Annotated in this window: 18 protein-coding genes; 5 read left to right on the top strand and 13 right to left on the bottom strand. The window is 68.9% G+C overall.

Annotated elements, in window-relative coordinates:
- The first annotated feature begins 326 nt into the window (after window positions 1-326).
- Window positions 327-2,237, top strand: a complete 1,911-nt coding sequence (locus tag ACS5Q7_RS07850; protein WP_478338774.1) for a methyl-accepting chemotaxis protein — start codon at window positions 327-329, stop codon at window positions 2,235-2,237.
- A 4-nt stretch (window positions 2,238-2,241) separates the two neighbouring features.
- On the opposite strand, the gene ACS5Q7_RS07845 is transcribed toward ACS5Q7_RS07850, so the two are convergent.
- The 8 genes from ACS5Q7_RS07845 to ACS5Q7_RS07810 form a co-directional block, all read right to left on the bottom strand.
- Complete coding sequence (locus tag ACS5Q7_RS07845) at window positions 2,242-4,107, bottom strand: ABC transporter ATP-binding protein (RefSeq protein WP_478338773.1); 1,866 nt, start codon at window positions 4,105-4,107, stop codon at window positions 2,242-2,244.
- A gap of 84 nt (window positions 4,108-4,191) precedes the next feature.
- A complete protein-coding gene (locus tag ACS5Q7_RS07840; RefSeq protein WP_478338772.1) occupies window positions 4,192-4,788 on the bottom strand; it encodes an AprI/Inh family metalloprotease inhibitor in 597 nt (198 codons plus the stop codon).
- A gap of 181 nt (window positions 4,789-4,969) precedes the next feature.
- Window positions 4,970-5,794: a succinate dehydrogenase iron-sulfur subunit gene (locus ACS5Q7_RS07835; protein WP_426220200.1), complete on the bottom strand. Its 825-nt coding sequence runs from the start codon at window positions 5,792-5,794 to the stop codon at window positions 4,970-4,972.
- A gap of 85 nt (window positions 5,795-5,879) precedes the next feature.
- Entirely contained in the window at window positions 5,880-7,694 is a 1,815-nt protein-coding gene (sdhA, locus tag ACS5Q7_RS07830; RefSeq protein WP_478338771.1) for a succinate dehydrogenase flavoprotein subunit, read from the bottom strand.
- Window positions 7,695-7,717: 23 nt separating this feature from the next.
- Complete coding sequence (sdhD, locus tag ACS5Q7_RS07825; protein WP_478338770.1) at window positions 7,718-8,140, bottom strand: succinate dehydrogenase, hydrophobic membrane anchor protein; 423 nt, start codon at window positions 8,138-8,140, stop codon at window positions 7,718-7,720.
- 12 nt (window positions 8,141-8,152) lie between these two features.
- Window positions 8,153-8,554, bottom strand: a complete 402-nt coding sequence (gene sdhC, locus ACS5Q7_RS07820) for a succinate dehydrogenase, cytochrome b556 subunit (RefSeq protein ID WP_478338769.1) — start codon at window positions 8,552-8,554, stop codon at window positions 8,153-8,155.
- A gap of 130 nt (window positions 8,555-8,684) precedes the next feature.
- Window positions 8,685-9,935, bottom strand: coding sequence for an SLC13 family permease (locus tag ACS5Q7_RS07815; RefSeq protein ID WP_478338964.1), 1,251 nt, complete (start codon window positions 9,933-9,935; stop codon window positions 8,685-8,687).
- A gap of 299 nt (window positions 9,936-10,234) precedes the next feature.
- Window positions 10,235-10,444: a hypothetical protein gene (locus tag ACS5Q7_RS07810; protein WP_478338976.1), complete on the bottom strand. Its 210-nt coding sequence runs from the start codon at window positions 10,442-10,444 to the stop codon at window positions 10,235-10,237.
- On the opposite strand from ACS5Q7_RS07810, the gene ACS5Q7_RS07805 reads away from it, so the two are divergent.
- A complete protein-coding gene (locus ACS5Q7_RS07805; RefSeq protein WP_478338768.1) occupies window positions 10,398-12,518 on the top strand; it encodes a TonB-dependent receptor in 2,121 nt (706 codons plus the stop codon). The genes ACS5Q7_RS07810 and ACS5Q7_RS07805 overlap by 47 nt on opposite strands.
- A gap of 1 nt (window position 12,519) precedes the next feature.
- Here ACS5Q7_RS07805 and ACS5Q7_RS07800 read toward each other — a convergent pair whose 3' ends face one another.
- Complete coding sequence (locus ACS5Q7_RS07800; RefSeq protein WP_478338767.1) at window positions 12,520-14,013, bottom strand: AMP nucleosidase; 1,494 nt, start codon at window positions 14,011-14,013, stop codon at window positions 12,520-12,522.
- A gap of 105 nt (window positions 14,014-14,118) precedes the next feature.
- On the opposite strand from ACS5Q7_RS07800, the gene tsaA reads away from it, so the two are divergent.
- Together tsaA and ACS5Q7_RS07790 are read left to right on the top strand one after the other, a co-directional pair.
- The gene (gene tsaA / locus ACS5Q7_RS07795) at window positions 14,119-14,616 is read left to right on the top strand and encodes a tRNA (N6-threonylcarbamoyladenosine(37)-N6)-methyltransferase TrmO (RefSeq protein ID WP_478338766.1); all 498 of its coding nucleotides are present in this window, start codon (window positions 14,119-14,121) and stop codon (window positions 14,614-14,616) included.
- On the top strand, window positions 14,613-15,305 hold the full coding sequence (locus ACS5Q7_RS07790; protein ID WP_478338765.1) for an SGNH/GDSL hydrolase family protein: 693 nt from the start codon (window positions 14,613-14,615) through the stop codon (window positions 15,303-15,305). Before tsaA ends, ACS5Q7_RS07790 begins: the two co-directional genes overlap by 4 nt.
- 63 nt (window positions 15,306-15,368) lie before the next feature.
- Here ACS5Q7_RS07790 and guaA read toward each other — a convergent pair whose 3' ends face one another.
- From guaA to ACS5Q7_RS07775, 3 genes are all read right to left on the bottom strand, one after another.
- The gene (gene guaA / locus ACS5Q7_RS07785) at window positions 15,369-16,925 is read right to left on the bottom strand and encodes a glutamine-hydrolyzing GMP synthase (protein ID WP_478338764.1); all 1,557 of its coding nucleotides are present in this window, start codon (window positions 16,923-16,925) and stop codon (window positions 15,369-15,371) included.
- A gap of 66 nt (window positions 16,926-16,991) precedes the next feature.
- On the bottom strand, window positions 16,992-17,423 hold the full coding sequence (locus tag ACS5Q7_RS07780; protein ID WP_478338763.1) for a hypothetical protein: 432 nt from the start codon (window positions 17,421-17,423) through the stop codon (window positions 16,992-16,994).
- Window positions 17,420-17,797, bottom strand: coding sequence for a hypothetical protein (locus ACS5Q7_RS07775; RefSeq protein ID WP_478338762.1), 378 nt, complete (start codon window positions 17,795-17,797; stop codon window positions 17,420-17,422). The genes ACS5Q7_RS07780 and ACS5Q7_RS07775 overlap by 4 nt, the downstream gene beginning before the upstream one ends.
- A 126-nt stretch (window positions 17,798-17,923) precedes the next feature.
- On the opposite strand from ACS5Q7_RS07775, the gene ACS5Q7_RS07770 reads away from it, so the two are divergent.
- Window positions 17,924-18,064 (top strand): hypothetical protein, encoded by a 141-nt coding sequence (locus tag ACS5Q7_RS07770; protein WP_478338761.1) that lies wholly within the window; start codon window positions 17,924-17,926, stop codon window positions 18,062-18,064.
- Window positions 18,065-18,073: 9 nt separating this feature from the next.
- On the opposite strand, the gene ACS5Q7_RS07765 is transcribed toward ACS5Q7_RS07770, so the two are convergent.
- Window positions 18,074-21,121: an efflux RND transporter permease subunit gene (locus ACS5Q7_RS07765; RefSeq protein ID WP_478338760.1), complete on the bottom strand. Its 3,048-nt coding sequence runs from the start codon at window positions 21,119-21,121 to the stop codon at window positions 18,074-18,076.
- Window positions 21,122-21,139 lie beyond the last annotated feature (18 nt).

Below are 21,139 nucleotides of genomic sequence, written 5' to 3'. Positions count from 1 at the left end.
CGCCGAGACCACAGCATTATGGTTCTAAACTGTGCAATGCGACCGGCCGTCGCCTCAAGTCAAGCGCCCCGGACCAATGGCCAAGCCAAACCGGCGAGGAAGTGCGGAATGTGTGACCGGCGCGTCGCGCTACGAATCCCGCCGAAAGATGTCGCGACAAGAGAACCAAGACACACACCGCCGCCCCAAACGTTAGCCGCGCGTTAATCAAGCGAAGGCATCATAATTCAAAATCTTGCGCAAGTTCTCGGTGGGGTTGCAAAGTGTCGTTGTTGAAAAACCGACTCAAGTCCATTGGCGCGAAATTGACGATAGCGATGCTCGGTGTGTCGCTCGGGTCCGCGGCCATCGTGGGGGTGGTCAGTTATCGCGCACAGGTCGCGGCGAGCGACAGTGACATCGAGGCCAACCTCCTGCGGCGCTACAACGCTGTCTCGGAGGCCATGGCCGAGCAGGGCCAGCGGGCGCTCGCCTCCGCCTTCGCCATCGCGAACGACCGAGGCGTCGCCGATGCCTTCGCGCGGGGAGACCGCGCCGACGCCCTCGCCCGGCTCGCCCCGCTCTTTCCCGAACTGAAGAAGCTCGATCTCGGCCTCGTGACGCTGCAGGGAGCGGACGGGAAGGCCTTCGCGCGTTCGCACGCACCGGAGAAGTTCGGCGACGACGTGCTCGCCCGCCGCGCCATGATCCGCGACGTGATCCAGTCGCGCGGCACTCAGACAGGCATCGAGCCGGGCCGGGACAGCGTCAGCATCTTCGCGGTGGTGCCGATGACGGCCGAGGGTCGCTTCGTCGGCGTCGCCGATGTCGGCGCGGTGCTCGGTCCGGATTTCCTGTCGGCCCTCAAGCGCCGGGTCGGCGTCGATATCGCCATGCATCTCGTGGGTGACGGCGGCGTGCAGACGCTGGGCGCCACCTTCGCGCAGAAGTCTCTGCTTCCGCCGGAGGCGCAGCGCGAGGCGATGGGCGGACCGATTGCATCGCGCATGAGCGAGATCGGCGGGCACCCGGTCGCGGTGCTGGCGGCGCCGCTGCGCAACTATTCCGGCCGGCCCATCGGCACGCTGGAGATCGCCCTCGACGTCACCGATATGCTGGCAGCGCGCAACCACGCCCTCTACACCATCGCCGGCGTGCTCCTGGCGATGGCAGCCGCGACCTTGGCCGGCGCCTACGCCCTGTCGCGCCATATCGGCACTCCGGTGGCGCAGTTGAACGACGCGATGAGCGAGATCGCCGCCGGCCGTCTCGACCGCGCGGTGCCTTCGCTGGAGCGCGGCGACGCCATCGGCGACATGGCCCGTTCGGTCGCCTATTTCCGCGATGGGCTCGTGCAGCAGCGCTCGATGACGGCCGAGAAGGAGGCCGACGCCCTGGAGAAGATGCGCCAGGCCGAGCGGATGAGCGTGCTCATCCACGGCTTCGAAGGCAGTGTCGGCTCCATCGTCGGCATCGTCTCCTCCGCCGCCACCGAGTTGCAGGCCACCGCCCAGCACCTGTCGCAGACCGCCGACGACACCTCCGCGCGGGCGGAAGCCGTCGCCGTCGCGGCGCAACAGGCGGGGGCGAACGTCACCTCCGTGGCGGGCGCGGCCGAGGAGCTCGGCGCGTCGGTGCAGGAGATCGCCCGGCAGGTCGATCACTCGCTGGCTCAATCCACCGCGGCGGTTCAGGAGACGCAGGCTTCCGCCGCCACCGTGGGAGACCTGAAGGAGGCGGTCGGCCGCATCGATGAGATCGTCGCCCTGATCGCCGGCATCGCCTCGCAGACGAACCTGCTGGCGCTCAACGCCACCATCGAGGCGGCGCGGGCCGGCGAGGCGGGACGCGGCTTCGCCGTCGTCGCCTCCGAAGTGAAGGCGCTCGCCGCCCAGACCAGCCGCGCCACGGACGAGATCTCGGCGCAGATCGCCGGCATCCAGGCCACCACCGCCAAGGCTGCCTCCGGCATCGGCGGCATCGTGGGCACGATCCACGATATCAACCGCGCGGCCTCGGCCATCGCCACGGCGGTGGACCAGCAGGGCGCGGCGACCCGCGAGATCGTCTCGGCGGTGAGCCAGGCTTCCCAGGGCACCTCCGAGGTCGGCTCCAGCATCGCCGTGGTTTCGAACGCCGTCTCCGGCACGGGCGAGGCGGCGGGGCAGGTCTTCGCCGCCTCCGAGGAATTGGCCCGTCAGGCCGAGGCCCTGCGTGCCGAGGTGGAAGGCTTCCTCCACGGCGTGCGGGCGGCCTGAGACTCTACTCGGCGGCGTCCTCGAAGGGCGTCGTCCTGTCGGGCAGGAAGCCGCCCGATTGCCGCGCCCAGAGCCCGGCATAGACCCCGCCCCGCGCCGTGAGCTGGGCGTGGGTCCCCTCCTCCACGATCCGGCCCGCCTCGATCACCACGAGGCGGTCCATCGCCGCGATGGTCGAGAGCCGGTGGGCGATGGCGAGCACGGTCTTGCCGGCCATCAGCGTATCGAGGGAATCCTGGATCGCCGCCTCGACCTGGCTGTCCAGCGCCGAGGTCGCCTCATCGAGGATGAGGATCGGCGCGTCCTTCAGGATCACGCGGGCGATGGCGATGCGCTGGCGCTGCCCGCCCGAAAGCTTCACCCCCCGCTCCCCGACATGGGCCTCGTAGCCGCGCCGGCCCTTGTGATCCACGAGGTCGGCGATGAACCCGTCCGCATGGGCGAGCCGGGCGGCCTGCTCCACCTCGGCATCGGTGGCGCTCGGGCGCCCGTAGGCGATGTTGTCCCGGATGGAGCGGTGCAGCAGGGACGTGTCCTGGCTCACCATCGCCACCGCCTCGCGCAGGGACGATTGCGTGACCCCCGCGATGTCCTGCCCGTCGATGAGGATGCGCCCGCTCTCGACGTCGTAGAGGCGCAGCAGCAGGGTCGCGAGGGTCGACTTGCCCGCGCCGCTCACTCCCACCAGCCCGACGCGCTCGCCGGCCCGGATCGTGAGCGAGAAATCCTCGATGATCGAGGCGTCGCCGCGCCCGTAATGGAAGCCGACCTGCTCGTAGCGGATCTCCCCGCCCGTTACCGCGAGCTCCCGCGCGGCGGGGGCATCGGTCAGACCATGCGGGCGGCTGATCGTCTGCATGCTCTCCTGGATGACGCCGACGTTCTCGAACACGCCGCGCACGGTCTGCATCACCCACCCCGACATCGCGATGAGGCGCAGCACCAGGGCGAGCCCGGCCGAGGCCTCGCCGGTCGAGAGCCCCCCTCCCCGCCACAGCAGGAAACAGGCCCCGGCGGTCGCCACGAGCAGCGCGCTGTTGAGCAGCCCCAGAAGGGTCGTGGTCAGGGTGACGAGGCGGAACTGGTACAGATACGTGTCGGTGTTGGTCTGCACCGCGTCGCGCACCGCCGCGCGCTCCTCGCGGTCGCGGGCGAAGAGCTTCACGGTGAGGATGTTGGTGTAGCTGTCCACCACCCGGCCGATCAGCGCCGAGCGCGTCTCAGCGGTGGCGTGCGAGCGGGCTCGGGCGCGCGGCACAAACCACCGTGTCAGCGCGGCATAGGCGGCGATCCAGAGCACGACCGGCAGGGCCAGCCAGGGCGAGATCGAGCCGAACAGGCCAACCGCCGTCACCGCGTAGATCGCGACGTAGAGAAGCGTGTCGATAAACACGACCGCGAGTTCGCGCACCGCCGGCCCGACCTGCACGATCCGGTTGGACAGCCGCCCGGCGAAATCCCCCTGGAAGTACGAGAGGGAGTGGCCCAGCGTGTAGAGATGCGCCCGCCAGCGGACGAGGTTGGTCGTCTGCGGCACGACGAGCTGGTTCGACAGGGCCTCATGCGCCCAGATCGAAGCCGGCCGCACCAGCGCCACGAGGACCACCGCCAGAACGATGCCGGTGGCGTGGTCCGACAGGACCGTGGCCCTGTCGGCCGTGCCGAGCATGTCGATGAACCAGCGCATGACGAGGTAGAGGGACGCCTCCACCGTGCCGGCGATCACCGCGATGACGAACAGCGCGGCAAGCGCCCAGCGCACCGGGTGCAGGTAGAACCATGCGAAGCCGGTGACCGACTTCGGGGGCATCCGCGACTCATCGAAGGGCGCGAAGGGGTCGATCCGGCGTTCGAGCCAATCGAGAATCATGCTGTGCGACGGGTGCTCCGGGGGGACCCGTCATGTAAGGGCCGGAAGCCGCAGGCCAAGCAACCGCGACTCCACGGCAGCCAACTAACGGTTGAGGGCCAACGACGCGCCGGACTTCGTGAGGGCGCCGTCGAGGCCCGCGCCGCCCTGTCGGAGGCGCGCCGCGACGGTGCCGCCGGGCTGGTAGAGGTAGACCTCCCCGTCCCGGTAATCCCACGCCGAGACCCGCCCGAGTTCCTTGTTCGCGCAGCCCGAGGTCGAGGCCTTGTAGAGGTCGAGGGAGGGCGTGCTCGAGAGGGTGACGCGGCAGCTCGCGCCCGTGGCGTCACGGGCGTCCCACCCGCCCACGACGGCGGCGCGGCCGGTGGTGGTGACCGGCGGAGGCGGCGGGGGCGGCGTTACCGGCTCCGCGACGACCGCGGGGGCGCTCGGGTTCAGGCCGGCGACGGGACCGGGCGGCGGCGGCGGAGGCGGCGCGTCCGGGCTCGCCGAGGCGCCCGGCGGGGGCGCGAGGGGCGCGGCGGTGACGGTGCCGGAGGGGATCGCAGCCACGGGCGCCTCGAAATCGGCGCGAGGTCCGGGCGCGCGGGTCTTCGGTCCCTCGAAACGGTCCGACGCGCAGGCGCCGAGGCCGGCGCTGAGGCAAAGCACGGCGATCATCGAGGGGCTCGGGCGCGGCATCGTTCCCACTTGGCTCGGGCTGGTGACTCGGACGGGCACCCGGAGGGCGCCCCGTGCCTGCCTCGGCGGGAAATGCGCTCGCCACAAGGCGAGGTCCGGCGCGAGCGCGCCTTCGGAGGTGAATTACGGGGTTTTCGCCCCGGTGTTGCCCCGGCGCCGCAGAGGCGCCGGGTGGGAGGCCTCAGACCTCGCGCTCGACCATCATCTTCTTGATCTCGGCGATGGCCTTCGCCGGGTTCAGGCTCTTCGGGCAGGTATTGGCGCAGTTCATGATCGTGTGGCAGCGGTACAGCCGGAAAGGATCATGCAGGTTGTCGAGGCGCGCGCCCGTGTTCTCGTCGCGGGAATCGATCAGCCAGCGATAGGCCTGGAGCAGCGCCGCCGGGCCCAGGAACTTCTCGCCGTTCCACCAGTAGCTCGGGCACGAGGTCGAGCAGCAGGCGCACAGGATGCACTCGTAGAGGCCGTCGAGGCGGGCGCGGTCCTCCGGCGTCTGGCGCCATTCCTTCTCCGGGGACGGCGTGTCGGTCTGGAGCCAGGGCTCGATGGCCGCGTGCTGCGCGTAGAAGTTTGTGAGATCCGGCACCAGATCCTTCAGCACCGGCATGTGCGGCAGGGGATAGATGCGGATGGCGCCGTCCTTGTCCTTGCGGGTCAGGATCGGCAGGGCGTTGTCGGGGCTCTTGCACTCGTCGATGCCCATCGTGCAGGCCAGCGCGTTCTGGCCTTCGATGTTCATGGCGCAGGAACCGCAGATGCCCTCGCGGCAGGAGCGGCGGAAGACCAGGGTCGAGTCGACCTTGTTCTTGATCCACAGCAGGGCGTCGAGCACCATTGGCCCGCAATCGTCCCGATCGACCAGATAGGTGTCGACGCGCGGGTTCTGCCCGTCATCCGGGTTCCAGCGGTAGATCCGGAAGGTCTGCAGGTTCTTCGCACCGGCCGGCGCCGGCCAGGACTTGCCCTGCGTGATCTGCGAGTTCTTGGGCAGGTTGAACTGGGCCATGGGAGACTATCGATTCCGCGAGGGCAGGTCGACGCGGCGGATCACGGAGCGACCCGCCGCCTGATGGTTCATCCGAGGAGAAGCCTCAGTACACGCGCGCCTTCGGCTCGATGTACTGGATCTCGTTCGACATCGTGTAGGTGTGCACCGGCCGATAATCGATCGTGACCCCGCCCGTATCGCCGATCCAGGCCAGGGTGTGCTTCATCCATTCCTTGTCGTCGCGGTCCGGGAAGTCCTCGCGGGCGTGGGCGCCGCGCGATTCCTTGCGGTTGGCGGCCGATTCCATCGTCACCACCGCCTGGCCGATCAGGTTGTCGAACTCCAGCGTCTCCAGGAGGTCGGTGTTCCACACGAGCGAGCGGTCGGTGATCTTCACGTCCGAGGCGGCGTCGTGGACCTTGTGGATCAGGCCGCGGCCCTCTTCCAGCACCTCGCCGGTACGGAAGACGGCGCAGTTGTTCTGCATGGTCTTCTGCATTTCGGCGCGGAGTTCCGCCGTGGCCGTGCTGCCGTTGGCGTAACGGAAGCGGTCGAGGCGCTCCAGCGCCTTGTCGGTAGCGCCCTTCGGCAGTTCCATCGCCCGGCCGTTCGGCTCGACGATCTCGGCGCAGCGCTTGCCCGCCGCCCGGCCGAACACCACAAGGTCGATGAGCGAGTTGGAGCCGAGGCGGTTCGCCCCGTGCACCGAGACGCAGGCCGCCTCGCCGATGGCCATCAGGCCCGGCACCACGGTGTCGGGGTTGCCGTCCTTCAGGGTCAGCACTTCGCCGTGATAGTTCGTGGGGATGCCGCCCATGTTGTAGTGGACGGTCGGGATGACCGGGATCGGCTCCTTGGTCACGTCGACGCCCGCGAAGATTTTCGCGCTCTCCGAGATGCCCGGCAGGCGCTCGTGGAGGATCTTCGGGTCGAGGTGGTCGAGGTGCAGGTAGATGTGGTCCTTGTTCTTGCCGACGCCGCGGCCGTCGCGGATCTCCATGGTCATGGAGCGCGAGACGACGTCGCGGGAGGCGAGGTCCTTCGCCGACGGCGCGTAGCGCTCCATGAAGCGCTCGCCCTCGGAATTCGTCAGGTAGCCGCCCTCGCCGCGCGAGCCCTCGGTGATGAGGCAGCCGGCGCCGTAGATGCCGGTCGGGTGGAACTGCACGAACTCCATGTCCTGCAGGGGCAGGCCGGCGCGCAGCACCATGGCGTTGCCGTCACCCGTGCAGGTATGGGCGGAGGTCGCCGAGAAGTAGGCGCGGCCGTAGCCGCCCGTCGCCAGGATGGTCTGCTGGGCGCGGAAGCGGTGGATCTCGCCGGTCGCCTGATCGAGGGCGATGACGCCCCGGCAGCGGCCTTCCTCGTCCATGATGAGGTCGAGGGCGAAGTACTCGATGAAGAAGTCCGTCTGGTTCTTCACCGCCTGCCCGTAGAGGGTGTGCAGCATGGCGTGGCCGGTGCGGTCGGCCGCCGCGCAGGTGCGCTGGGCGGTGCCCTTGCCGTAATCGGTGGTCATGCCGCCGAACGGGCGCTGGTAGATCTTGCCCTCTTCCGTGCGGGAGAAGGGCACGCCCCAATGCTCCAGCTCGTACACCGCCGCCGGGGCGTTACGCACGAGGTACTCGATGGCGTCCTGATCACCGAGCCAGTCCGACCCCTTCACGGTGTCGTACATGTGCCAGCGCCAATCGTCCGGCCCCATGTTGCCCAGCGAGGCCGAGATGCCGCCCTGCGCCGCCACGGTGTGCGAGCGGGTGGGAAACACCTTCGTGATGCAGGCCGTGCGCAGGCCGGCTTCCGAGCAGCCCACCGTGGCGCGAAGGCCCGCGCCGCCGGCGCCGACGATCACCACGTCGAACGCGTGATCATGGATGGTGTAGGCGGGCTTGCCGCCGTTCGTTCCGTTCACGGCCATGGTCGGCTCCGAAGGTTGCGGGATCAGACGGGCGGCTGGCCGAAGCCGATGCGCAGGATCGCGTAGAGGCAGGCCACGGCCACGACGACCGCGTAGAAGTTGTTGGCGAAGATGGCCGCGATCTTGGTCGCGGGGGCGTGGACGTAATCCTCGATGATCACCTGCATGCCGAGACGCATGTGGATCGTCACCGACAGCACCGCCAGGATCAGGACCAGCGACACGAAGGGGCTCCCCACGAGGCGGATCGCCTCAGGGTAGGGCCGCCCGGCCATGCGGGCGATGATGACCACGAAGGCCAGCATCAGCACCACGTTGGCGACGGCGGTGAGTCGCTGCAGCCACCAATGGCCAGCGCCGTGATGGGAGACGCCCAGCCCCCGTACCCGCGCGCGGGGCGTGCGGATCGAGACGGCGGGGTTCTGGCGGATTGCTTCCTTGGCCATGTCGTCCCCTCCTCAGCGAGCCAGCAGGCCGACCACCCAGACCACAACGGTCAGGGCGGTCGAGCCGATCAGGGTGAGGCGGGCGAGGCCGAGGCGCTGCGTCTTGTCGAAGCCGATGCCGGCGTCCCAAACGAAGTGGCGGATGCCGCCGAGCATGTGGTGCAGCAGGATCCAGGTGTAGGCGAACAGGATCAGCTTGCCGAAGATCGACCCGAAGAAGCCCGCGACCCACCCATAGGCCGCCGGGCCGGAGGCCAGGGCCACGAGCCAGATGGCGACCAGGGCTGTGCCGCCGTAGAGCGCGGTGCCGGTGATGCGGTGGAACACCGACATCGCCATGGTCCACGTCCAGCGGTAGATCTGGAGATGCGGCGAGAGCGGCTGGGCCACTGTCGGGCGGGCTGTTGGGGCCATCGGCGGGGGAACCTCGCGGTTTCGAACTGGACCGTCTCTAAGGTGGAAGCGGTAGTGTCTAGGCGGGAAAGCCGCAAGGCGGCATGGTGCGGCGCAATGTGCCTCAGCTACTGACACATCGACAGTTCTGTCATTTCAGCGCTCCGAGCAGGCACCACCATCCGTAATCGAGCGGCGTGGCCACCAGGAGCGACACGAGCCCGAACGGCATGGTGAGGCGGGCCGCCCGCGCCAGGGGCACCCGCCCGAGTTCGCTGGCGAACACGATGGGCGGCGCCTGATAGGGGAAGAACAGGGTCGAGTAGCCGATCACCTGGATCGACACGACGGCCAGGGCCGAGAGGCCGCTCGCCTGCGCCATGTCCGGCGCCAGCGCCGTGTAGAGCGCGGGCGCCCCGTTGGCCGTGACGAGCAGGGTGATCGCCGTGCTGATTCCGGTGAGCACCGCGAAGTTCTGCGCGGGGGCGCCGGGGGAGAGCGGCGCCACAGCGAGGAGCGCATGGCCGAGGCGCTCGCCGAGTCCGGTGGCGTTCACCAGGGCGACGAGGCCGAGCAGGGCCGCGATGTAGAAGCAGGTCCGCAGGCTCACCTGCCCGAACGCATCCGCCGACATCACGCCGACCTTCGGAAGCACGCACAGCACCGCCGCCATCAGCCCGACCCAGGCGGGGGGCAGGCCGTGGAGACTGTCGGTCATCCAGAGGGCGAGGGTGCCGACGAGGATCGCCGCAAGACGCCGCTCCGCGCCCGAGAGGGGCGGCAGCGCCGGCAGGCCGGCGGTCGACGGCCCAACACGGTCCGGGAACAGGCGGACGATCAGAGCCACCAGCATCACGCCCTTGGCGAAGGCCAGCACGGGCGCGTGCAGCAGGAGATACGACAGGTAGGAGAAGTGCACGCCGAGCAGTCGCTCGGCCGAGCCCGCCATCACGAGGTTCGGCACGTTGGCCGGCAGGATCGCTGCCGAAAGGACCGGGGTCGCCACGCCCACCGCGAGCACCGCACCCTCCCGCCCCGGCCGCCCCACCACGAGGCCGAAGGCATCGCACAGGGCCAACGTCACCGGGATCATCAAGGCGATGCGGCCGAGATTCGAGGGCATCACCAGGGCGAGCAGGAAGCTGAGCACCACGAGCCCGGCGATGAACAGCGTGTAGGAGCCCGACAGGCGCTGGGCGAGCACCCGCGCCATCCGCGCGCCGAGTCCGGTGCGCGTCATCCCCTGCCCAACGATCATTCCCGACAGGACGAGCCAGAACGCCTGCGAGGCGAAGCCGGAGAACACCGTCTCGGCCGGGGCGAGCTTGAACAGCATCGCCAACCCGAAGAACGCCAGCGCTGTGACGATTTCCGGCAGCAGGGCCGTGGCCCAAAGGCCCATGCACAGCACGAGCAGGAGGGCCGTGCCGAGCAACGCACCCTGTCCGGTCAAAGCGGGCGTCCTCCCCAATCCTGATTGGCCGCGATCCTGCCCGGTTCCAGGCCAATCGCAATGCGTCGTCCATGCATCCAGCCTTCGCGAGAGGCGAAGGGTCCGGAACTTATGTCCTGCACGTTTCGCCCATTCCATCGCGCCTGACGAAGGATGGGGCAACTTAGCAATTTTTAGTTGTTTCAACTAAAACGAAAGCTATCGCACCCACAACCACGGCCTTTTCGCGACATTTAATTGTAAAACTTCTAAAACATAAATCGTATTTCTCGCTTATTTCGTGTTGAAACCGCGCAGCGAATCTGCGTCATTGCGCCGCGCCCGTTGATCCAGCGCGTGGGCAGCGCCGAGACCGACACTTCAATGGCTGCAATACTTCCGCGCAGGCGCAGACGCTCTGTTCTCATCTGCATGGTCGTCGTTTCCGCCTCGACATCACCTGCCACGGCGCGGGACACGGGGCCGCCTGCTGCCGAGGTGACGCTCGAGACCCTTACTGTCGAGGGCGCGGCAGGGCCGAGGGGCGTCGTACCGGCCTATGCCGGCGGACAGGTGGCACAGGGCGGCCGGCTCGGGCTCCTCGGCAACACCGAGACGGCCAAGTCGCCGTTCAGCGTCTCCAGCTACACCGACACGTTCGTGCGCGACCGGCAGGCTTCGACGGTGTCGGAGGCATTGGCCCTCGACCCCTCGGTCCGCGCCACGCAGACGACCGGGGCGCCATTCGATTCGCTTTACATTCGCGGCCTGCCCGCCAGCGAGGGAATCAGCGGCGAGACCGCCTTCGACGGACTCTACGGCATCGCCCCGAGCTTCCGCGTCTTCGCCGACTATGCCGAGCGGATCGAGGTGCTGAAAGGCCCCTCCGCGGCCCTGTCCGGAATCGCACCGAACGGCGGCGTCGGCGGCACCGTCAACGTGGTGCCCAAGCGCGCGGGTGAAGACCTGACCCGCCTGACCCTCGATTACGGCTCCCGTGCCCATGGTGGCGGGCAGCTCGATGTGGCGCGGCGGGGTGGCGCGAACCGCGAATGGGGTGTGCGCTTCGTCGGCAGCGCCCATGGCGGCGACACGCCGTTCGACCGGCAATCGGAGACGAGCGGGGTCGGGGCGCTGGCGCTGGACTACCAAGGCGAGCGATTCCGGGCGTGGCTTTACCTGCTCGCGCAGACCGACCGGTTCCAGGCGCCGCTTCGGCCGTTCCTGCTGCCGGCCGGCGTTGGCGTGCCGCGGGCCCCGGACGGACGCCGCAACGTCACCCAACCCTGGGAAACCTCGACCGTCGATGATCGCGGCGGCCTCCTGCGCGCCGAATACGACCTGACCGACAGGATCACCCTGTTCGCCGATGTCGGCGGATCGCAGACGGAGGTCTCGCGCATCTTCGCTTCCGCGCCGACCATCACCAACCTGCGGGGCGACACGACGACGGTCCCGCAATTCTACGGCCTCGACAGCGACCGCCTCACCGCCGATGGCGGCCTGCGCGCCACCTTCGAGACCGGGTTCATCCGCCATGCCGTCGCGGTCCAGGCATCCACCTACCACGAGGAGATCGGCCGCTACCTCTCGCCGGCCGGGCGCAGCTACCGCTCGAACATCTATGACCCCATCCTCGTCCCGCCCATCGGCGTAGCGGTGAGTCAGGTTCGCCCGCGCCTCTCAGACAGCACGCTGACGGGCGTCTCCGTCGCCGATACGATGTCCGTGCTGGACGAGCATGTGCTGCTGACCTTGGGCGTGCGCCGCCAGGGCGTCGAGGCGCACAACTACGCGGCGAATACCGGCACGCTGCTCACGACCTACGACAGGAGCGCCACGACTCCCCTGGTCGGCCTCGTGGTGCGGCCGTCGGACACCATCTCGGTCTACGGCAACTACATCGAGGGACTGAGCCGGGGTGATGTGGCCCCCGCCACCGCCGCCAATTCCGGCGCGGTGCTGGCGCCGTACGTCGCGCATCAGGTGGAAGTGGGCGTGAAGGTCGATTGGGGCGCGGTTTCCACCACCTTCGCCGCGTTCCGCATCGACAAGCCGAACGGCGAACTCGGCACCGGCCGCATCTACGCGCAGACCGGCGAGCAGCGGATCGAGGGCCTGGAATTCAGCGTCTACGGCGAGGTCGCGCCGGGCATCCGGGCGCTCGGCGGGGTGACGCTCCTCGACGGCACCCTCACCCGCACCGTCACCGCCGCGAATGTCGGCCATACGCCCATCGGCGTGCCCGGCCTCCAGCTGAACCTCGGCGGGGAGTGGGATATCCCCTTCGTGCCGGGTCTCACCCTCGACGGAGCGGTGGTGCATACCGGCCGCCAATATCTCGACGCCGCCAACCGGCAGGCGGTGCCGGATTGGACACGGGTGGATGTCGGCGCCCGGTATGCGACCCTGATCGGCGGACGCCGCACGGTGTTCCGCGCCACCATCGTCAACGTGGCCGGCGCAAAATACTGGACGGGCGTCGCTTCGTACGGGACGTTCTTCCAGGCGGCGCCGCGCACCTACCTCCTGTCGATGTCGGTCGATCTGTAGGCTACCGGAACGGCGGCTCGTCGAAGCTCCTGAGCTTGCGCGAATGCAGCCCCGCCCGGTCGGCGCGGAGCACATCGAGGGCGGCGAGGCCCACCTTCAGGTGCTCCGAGACCGCCCGGTCGTAGAAGGCGTTCGCGGCGCCCGGCAACTTGATCTCCCCGTGCAGCGGCTTGTCGGACACGCAGAGCAGCGCCCCGTAGGGCACCCGCAGGCGGTAGCCCTGCGCCGCCACCGTACCGCTCTCCATGTCCACCGCGATGGCCCGCGACTGGTTGATGCGCTTCCGCTCCTGCGTGAACCGCAATTCCCAGTTGCGGTCATCGTAGGTGACGACGGTGCCGGTGCGCAGGCGCTGCTTCAGGGCGTCGTCGTGCTCTCCCGTCACCTGGGCGGCGGCCGATTGCAGGGCGAGTTGCACTTCCGCAAGCGCCGGCACCGGCACGTCCGGCGGCACGAGCTCGTCGAGGATCCGGTCCCGCCGGAAATAGGCGTGGGCCAGCACGTAATCGCCGATGGTCTGCGACTGGCGCAGGCCGCCGCAATGGCCGACCATCAGCCAGCAATCCGGCCGCAGCACCGCGAGATGGTCGGTGATCGTCTTCGCATTGGAGGGGCCGACGCCGATATTCACCAGGGTCGTGCCCTGCATCGACCCATCGGGCGCGCGGGCGACGAGGTGGTAGGCCGGCATCTGGTGCCGGTGCCAGGGCGAGGCGGCGAGCAGGGCCGCCGGATCGGCGCCCTCGGCCTCGCCGCGATTCACCACGATGCCGCCGGGCAGGACCAGCCGCTCGAACCCCTCGTCGCCGGAGGCCAACCGTTCGAGCCCGTGCCGCACGAACTGATCGACGTAGCGGTGGTAGTTGGTGAGCAGGATCCAGGGCTGGACCTCGCGCCAGTCGCAGCCCGTGTAGTGGACGAGGCGGCGCAGCGAGTAATCGACCCGCACCCCGTCGAACAGCGCGAGCGGCCTCGGCTCGCCCTCGACCATGTCGAAGGTGCCGTCCGCGATCTCGTCGCCCACCACGGAGAGGAGCGGCACGGGGAAGTAGGTGGCGAGTTCGGCCGCCTCGACCTGCCGCGCGCTGGGGTCGAGCCCCGCTTCGAGCACGTAAGGGTACGGGATCTCCTGCGCGCTCAGACCCACTTCGAGGGAGACGCCGTAATCCGCCACCAGCGGTTCCAGCTGCCGCAGAAGGTAATCGCGGAAGAAGGCGGGGTGGGTGATCGTCGTGGAATAGGTGCCACCCGCCTGGAGCTTGGCGGTCGCCCGGCGCAGGCGCGGCAGCGGCCCGTCCGGCTGGTAGGTCACGCGCAGTTCGGGATAGCGGAAGGCCAGCCGCTCCGAGGCATCCGGCGGCGCGCCGCCGCCGAGGTAGCGTTCCAGCGCCTCCCGCAGGGCGGATGTCGCGCCTTCGTACAGGGTGACGAGTTGCGCCACCGCCGAGGCGGCATCCGGGACGGCCTGCATCGGCCGCAATTCGCGTTCGATCATGAATCCTCCGGCCATCGGGCTTACACCGCGCGGGCGGCTCGCGCGAGGCGCCTCTTGCGCCACGCTGTCCCTTGTCCGACACCGCGCGCGGTAAGGGGACGGGCGATGGATGATGACGCTTTCGGGGTGCGCCCCGGCGAGGTGGCGGCGGACCTGCCGGAGACGTTCGATGCCGGCCTACACTTCATCGGCCGCCTGCGCACGCCGTGGACGGAGCGCGCCGACTGCCCGAAGAATGGGTTGCAGACGCAGGAAATCTGCACCGTCGAGGTCGATCCGGCCTACGCGACCGGGTTGAGCCACGTCACCGGCTGCACGCACCTGATCCTGCTCTACTGGATGGACCGGGCGACGCGGGGCCTCCTCGTGCAGCAGCCGCGCCACGCGGATGGGCCGCGCGGCACCTTCTCGCTCCGCTCCCCCGCCCGGCCGAACCCCATCGCCCTGTCGGTGGTGGAACTCCTGGGCCGTGAGGGCGACAGCTTGCGGGTGCGCGGCCTCGATTGCCTCGACGGGACGCCGCTCCTCGACATCAAGCCCTATTACGCCTCCACTGACGCTCGACCCGAGGCGCAGGTGGATCGCGCGGGCGCCGGACGATGAAGCGTTTCATCGCCCCCGCCATCGCCGCGCTGCTGATCTTCGCGGCGGGCGCCATCGCCGGCTGGTCCTCGCGCAAAGCCCCCGCCGACGCGCGGGCCTATGCGGGGATGCGCCTCGTCGCCGTGCAGGTCGCCCTGGACGAGGCGCCGGCGGCGTACGATTTCCTCGCGGGCGATTCGCAGACGGAGCTGCAACCCGGCGACCAGCGGCCCTGCGGCCGCCCTCTGATCAATGGCGGGGTGAGCGGCGCGACCTCATCGGCCTATGCGGATTATCTCGCGACCTTGCGCTTCCCGGTGCGGCCGACAGCGGTCTCGCTAACCATCGGCACCAACGACCTCCTCCTGAAGAACCGCCCGCGCGGGGTCGATGCGGCGTCCCGCTTCGAGGCCTCGGCCGAGCGGATCGTGCATGGCCTTCAGGCGGTCACGGATCGGGTGGTCGTCACCGCCCTCCCCCCGGTGGGGCGCGAGATCGCGGCCTTGGTGGATGCCGGTGCGGTCGGCGATTATTCGGACAGGCTGAAGGCCCTGTGCGGACGGCTGGGCTGCACCTTCACCGACCCGTTCGCGGATCTGCGCGATGGTGGGACCGGCTACGCCAAGCCCGGCGCCCTGCGCGACGGGCTGCATCTCGCCAAGTTCAGGCCGGCGATCCAGGCCCTGGCGCCGGCTTTGTGCGGGGGGTGATCAGACACTGTCGCAGAGTATGCGCCCCTCGCCCCGCTTGCGGGGAGAGGGGGAAACGTCTGCTCACTCCCACTCGATGGTGCCGGGGGGCTTCGAGGTGATGTCGTAGGTCACACGGTTGATGCCCTTCACCTCGTTGATGATCCGCGTCGCCACGCGGCCGAGGAAGGCCATGTCGAAGGGGTAGAAATCGGCCGTCATGCCGTCCACCGACGTCACCGCGCGGAGTGCGCAGACGTGGTCGTAGGTGCGGCCGTCGCCCATCACGCCCACCGTCTTCACCGGCAGGATCACCGCGAAGGCCTGCCAGATCGTGTCGTAGAGGCCCGCTTGGCGGATCTCGTCGAGGTAGATCGCATCGGCCTTGCGCAGGGCGTCCAGCTTCTCCCCCGTGATCGTGCCGGGGCAGCGGATCGCGAGGCCGGGGCCGGGGAACGGATGGCGGCCGACGAAGGCCTCCGGCAGGCCGAGCTCCTTGCCGAGCACCCGCACCTCGTCCTTGAACAGCTCGCGCAGGGGCTCCACGAGCTTCATGTCCATGCGCTCGGGCAGGCCGCCGACATTGTGGTGGCTCTTGATCGTCACCGAGGGGCCGCCCGTGAAGGACACGCTCTCGATCACGTCCGGGTAGAGCGTGCCCTGCGCCAGGAACTTCGCCCCGCCGATCTTTTTCGATTCGGCCTCGAACACGTCGATGAACAGTCGGCCGATGGTCTTGCGCTTGACCTCCGGGTCCGAGACCCCCTCCAGCGCCGAGAGGAACATGCCGCTCGCCTCCACGTGGACGAGGGGGATGTTGTAATGGTCGCGGAACAGCGACACGACCTGCTCGGCCTCGCCGAGGCGCAGCAGCCCGTGGTCCACGAACACGCAGGTGAGCTGGTCGCCGATGGCCTCGTGGATCAGCACCGCCGCCACGGCCGAGTCGACGCCGCCCGACAGGCCGCAGATCACCTTCTCGGCGCCGACCTGCTCGCGGATCTTGGCGATGGCCTCCTCGCGGTAGGCACCCATCGTCCAGTCGCCGGAGCAGCCGGCGATGTCGCGCACGAAGTTGCGGATCAGCAGGGCGCCGTGGGGCGTGTGCGCCACCTCCGGGTGGAACTGCACGGCGTAGTATTTCCGTGCCTCGTCGGCCACGGCCGCGAAGGGGGCGTTCTTCGAGATCGCCACCGTGGTGAAGCCGTCCGGCAGCTTCGTCACCCGGTCGCCGTGGCTCATCCAGACGGGGTATTTCTCGCCCTTGTGCCACACGCCGTTGAACAGTGGGCACTCGGCCAGGATCTCGACCTCCGCCCGGCCGAACTCCGCGTGGTGCCCGCCCTCGACGGCGCCGCCGAGCTGGGCCGCCATCGTCTGCTGCCCGTAGCAGATGCCGAAGACCGGCACGCCCGAATCGAACACCATTTGCGGCGCGCGGGGGCTGGCCTCGACGGTCACCGATTCGGGACCGCCGGAGAGGATCACGCCCTTGGGCTTCTGCTCGCGGAAGGCAGCCTCGGCCTTGGTGAAGGGCACGATCTCGCAATAGACGCCTTCCTCACGCACCCGCCGGGCGATGAGCTGCGTCACCTGAGAGCCGAAATCGACGATCAGGATCTTGTCGTGGTCGGTATTCATCGGCGGCAGTTAAACGAGCCGGACGGGGCACGCAACGCGCGTGCCCGTTCGGTCTGGGGAAGGCGCTCAGTCGAAGTTGCGGATCTTGGCCGAACCGCCGAGGCTGATGGCCGGCTTCGGCGCACCCTTGGCCGCCCCCGCGAGGCTCACCTTCTTCTGGCCCGGAAGCGGCTTGTGCTTCGTGAGCGCCACCGCCGCGTCCACGGGGGCCTTGGCCGGCTTGAGATGGGCCTGCCCATGGATCACGGAGCCGATCTCGCCAGCCACGCGGATCAGATCTTCGCGATCGCAGGCGCGGGCCACCTTCAGGCCGAGCTGGTGCATGTGGCTCTTGCCGTAGAGATAGGTGGCGAGCTGCGCCCGCTTGATGGCCGGGATCTGCTCCAGGATCATCGGCAGATCGTACTCGTCGGCGCGATACACGGAGCCCAGAACTTCCAGGCTCACGGGGCAGTCGACCTCTGGTTCGGCGCCGCTGGTCGGGTGCGATTGCGTCATGGTCGCCTCTCGGGGATCGCTGGGTCGAAGGTCGGCTCGGATGCCTCACGGGGGGCATCCGTATCAAGCCCCCTCGGGCCAGGAATTTCGAGGGCGGCCGCGCTCGCGACCTGCCGCGCCACCGGGGGAACCCATGGTCCGAGACAGCCGGTGCAGACCGATTCGATGATCCGCCGCGCCCTCTGATTGCTGCGCTCCCAGGCGGCTTCGCGGGCGGCGCGCTCCGCCTCGGCCCCTCCTCCGCCGCCGATGGCGGCCGGATCGGGCTGCGGACGGATGCGCAGGAACAGCACCTCCTGCGCCTCGGCCGAGGCCGGTATCGCGAGCAGCGCCAGCATGGCTGCCCGGCGAAGCACGCGCCCCCTGCCTGCCATGCTCCGACCTCCGTGCGCCAAGCCGCATCGGTGAAGCGGTAGGGTAAACGCGCGGTTAACCGAACCCGTTAACCTTTCGTTAACCGGCGACGGCGACCCTGAGCTTTACCGTTCGGAGGTGTCGCCATGACGATCCTGAACACAGCACTGTCCGGCCTCGTCCTCGGCGCGCCCACCGCCGCCTTGGCGGCCCTCCTCGCCACGCTTCTCGCCGCCCGCCGGGCTCCCCGGCCGCAGGCGGTGAAGGTCCCCGCCCGCCGCCGGTAGACGTGCCGGTCAGGCGGGCGCCCTCTCCTCCCGGATGCGGTAGCAGCCGACATAGAGCGCGGGCAGGAACAGCAGCGTCAGGAAAGTGGCGGCCAGGATACCGCCGATCATCGCGAAGGCCATCGGCCCCCAGAACACCTCGCGGGCGATGGGGATGAGGCCGAGGCTCGCGGCAGCCGCCGTCAGCAGGATCGGGCGCATCCGGTGGTGCGTCGCCTCGTAGACCGCGTCCCACGGCGTCTTCCCCTCGGCGCGGAACTCCTCGATCTGGGTCACGAGGATCACCGCGTTGCGGATGATGATGCCCACCAGCGCCAGGATGCCGAGGATGGCGACGAAGCCCATCGGCTTGTCGAACAGCAGCAGCGCGGGCACCACGCCGATCAGCCCCAGCGGCGCCACGGTGAAGACGAGGAACATCCGCCCGAAGCTCTGCAACTGGATCATCAGCAGCGTCGCCATGGTGAGGAGCATTACCGGCACGACCTGCGCGATGGGCCCCTGCCCCTTGGCCGATTCCTCCACGGCGCCGCCCGTCGCCAAGGTGTAGCCCTCGGGCAAGGCCTTGGTGAAGGCGTCGATGCCGGGCTTCAGGTTGGCGACGATGGTGGCCGGCTGCGTCGCGTCGCGGATCGTCGCCCGCACGGTCACGGTCGGCATCCGGTCGCGGCGCCAGACGATGGGCTGCTCCAGATCGTAGCCGATGGTGGCGAAGGCGAGCAGCGGCACGACCGCGCCGTTGGCAAGCCCGATCTGCAGGCTCTGGAGCGTGTCCAGCGAGGTGCGCTCGGCCGCCTGCGCCCGGCCGATCACGTCCACGAGGTAGATCGAATCGCGCACCTGCGTGATGCTCTGCCCGCCCGCGATCCCGTTGAGGAGGCCGGCGATGTCCTGGCTCGTCACGCCGAGCTGGCGCGCCTTGTCCTGCAGGATCTGCACGCGCAGCACCTTGCCGGGCTCGTTCCAGTCGAAGGTCGGCACGTCCAGGCGCGAATCCTGCCCGACCACGTTCGCGAGGTCGAGGGCGCGGCGGCGCACCTCCTGCACGTCGGAACCGCTCAGGCGGTACTGCACCGGCCGCCCGACCGGGGGGCCGAGGCTCAGCGGCTGGACGAGGACGTCGGTGCCGACGAAGTCCTGCCGGCCGCGCTTCTGCAAGCGTGCCATCACCCGGTCGCGGACCTCGAGCGACTTGGTGACGATGACCATCTGCCCGAAGAACGCGTTGTTCAGCTGCTGATCGAGGGGCAGGTAGAAGCGCACCGCGCCCTGCCCGACATAGGACGACCAGCTCACGATCTCCGGGTCGTCCTTCAGCCCCGCCTCGAACCGGTCCATCTGGGCCTTGGTCTCGGCGATAGTGGCGTTCTGCGGCAGGGTGAGATCCACCAAGATCTCCGGCCTGTCCGAGGACGGGAAGAATTGCTGCTGCACATGGCCCATGCCGACGATGGCCACCGCCATCAGGCCGATGCTCAGGGCCACCGTCGTCCAGCGCCACCGCATGGCGAGGCGCAGGCTCGCCAGGAAGATCCGGGTGAATAGGCCGCGCTTCTCGGCATGGTGCTTCACCGTCTTCGGCAGCAGGGCGACGCCGATGAGCGGCGCGAACAGCACCGCCACCACCCATGACACGAGCAGGGAGGCCGCAATCACCACGAACAGCGAGTAGGTGTATTCGCCCGCCCCCGAGCCGTTGAAGCCGATGGGCAGGAAGCCCGCCACCGTCACCAGGGTGCCGGTAAGCATCGGGAAGGCGGTGGAGGTGTAGGCGTAGGTCGCGGCCTTCTTCAGGTTCTCCCCGAGTTCGAGCCGCGCGACCATCATCTCCACGGTGATCATTGCGTCGTCGACGAGGAGGCCGAGCGCGATGATGAGCGCGCCCAGCGAGATGCGCTGGAGCGTGACGTCCATCACCTGCATGACGACGAAGACGATCGCCAGCACGAGGGGAATCGAGACCGACACGACGAGGCCGGCGCGGATGCCGAGGCTCAGGAAGCTCACCCCGAGGACGATCACCACCGCCTCGACCAGCGCCTGGGTGAAGCCGCCGACGGCCTCTTCCACGATGCGCGGCTGATCGGAGACGAGATGCACCTCGACGCCGAGGGGCAACTCGCCCTCGATGCGGTGCATCTTCTCCTTCAGGGCCTCGCCGAAATGCAGCAGGTTGGCGCCGGGGCGCATGGCGATGGCGAGGCCGAGCGCCGGCTTGCCGTTCACGCGGAACAGCGGCGAGGGCGGGTCCGCGTAGCCCCGGCTGATCTCGGCGATGTCGGCGAGGCGGTAGAAATGGTCGTTCACCCGCAGGTTCACGTCCTGCAGGGAGGTCTCGTTGGCGAAGGAGCCGCTGACCCGGAGGGAAATCCGCTCCGGCCCGGCCTGCACCACGCCGGAGGCCGAGACTGCGTTCTGAGCCTGCAACGCCTTGGTGATCGCCTGGAGATCGATGCCGTAGCCCGCAAGCTTGCGCGGGGAGAAGTCCAGGGAGATCACCTCATCCTGCGCGCCGAGGATCTGTGTCTTGCCGATATCCGGCACCTTCAGGATCTCGGTGCGCACCTTCTCGACGTAATCGCGCAGCTGCCGGTAGCTCAGCCCGTCCGAGGAAAAGGCGTAGACATTGCCGTAGACGTCGCCGAACTCGTCGTTGAAGAACGGCCCCTGCACGCCCGAGGGGAACTGGTTCTTGATGTCGCCGAGGCGCTTGCGCGTCTGGTAGAAGGCCGGCTGCACCTGCGACGGCTTGGTGGTGTCGCGGAACTGCACGAACACCGTGGTCTGGCCCGGCGTGGTGTAGCTGCGGACGTAATCGAGCCCGTTGAGCTGCTGAAGCTCCTTCTCGATCCGGTCCGTCACCTGATCGAGGGTGTCGGTGATGGTGGCGCCGGGCCACATGGCCTGCACCACCATCGTCTTGATGGTGAAGGGCGGGTCCTCCTCTCGGCCGAGGCGGCCATAGGCCATCACCCCGGCGAGCAGGCAGACGCCCATCAGGAACCAGACGAACGACCGGTGCCGGAGCGCCCAATCGGAGAGATTGAAGTCCTTCACGATCTGATCCGGTCCCGC

The organism is Methylobacterium sp. Gmos3, from assembly GCF_056430985.1.
The sequence above is the reverse complement of the archived record's forward strand: the minus strand, read 5'-3'. Positions and strand labels throughout refer to the sequence as shown.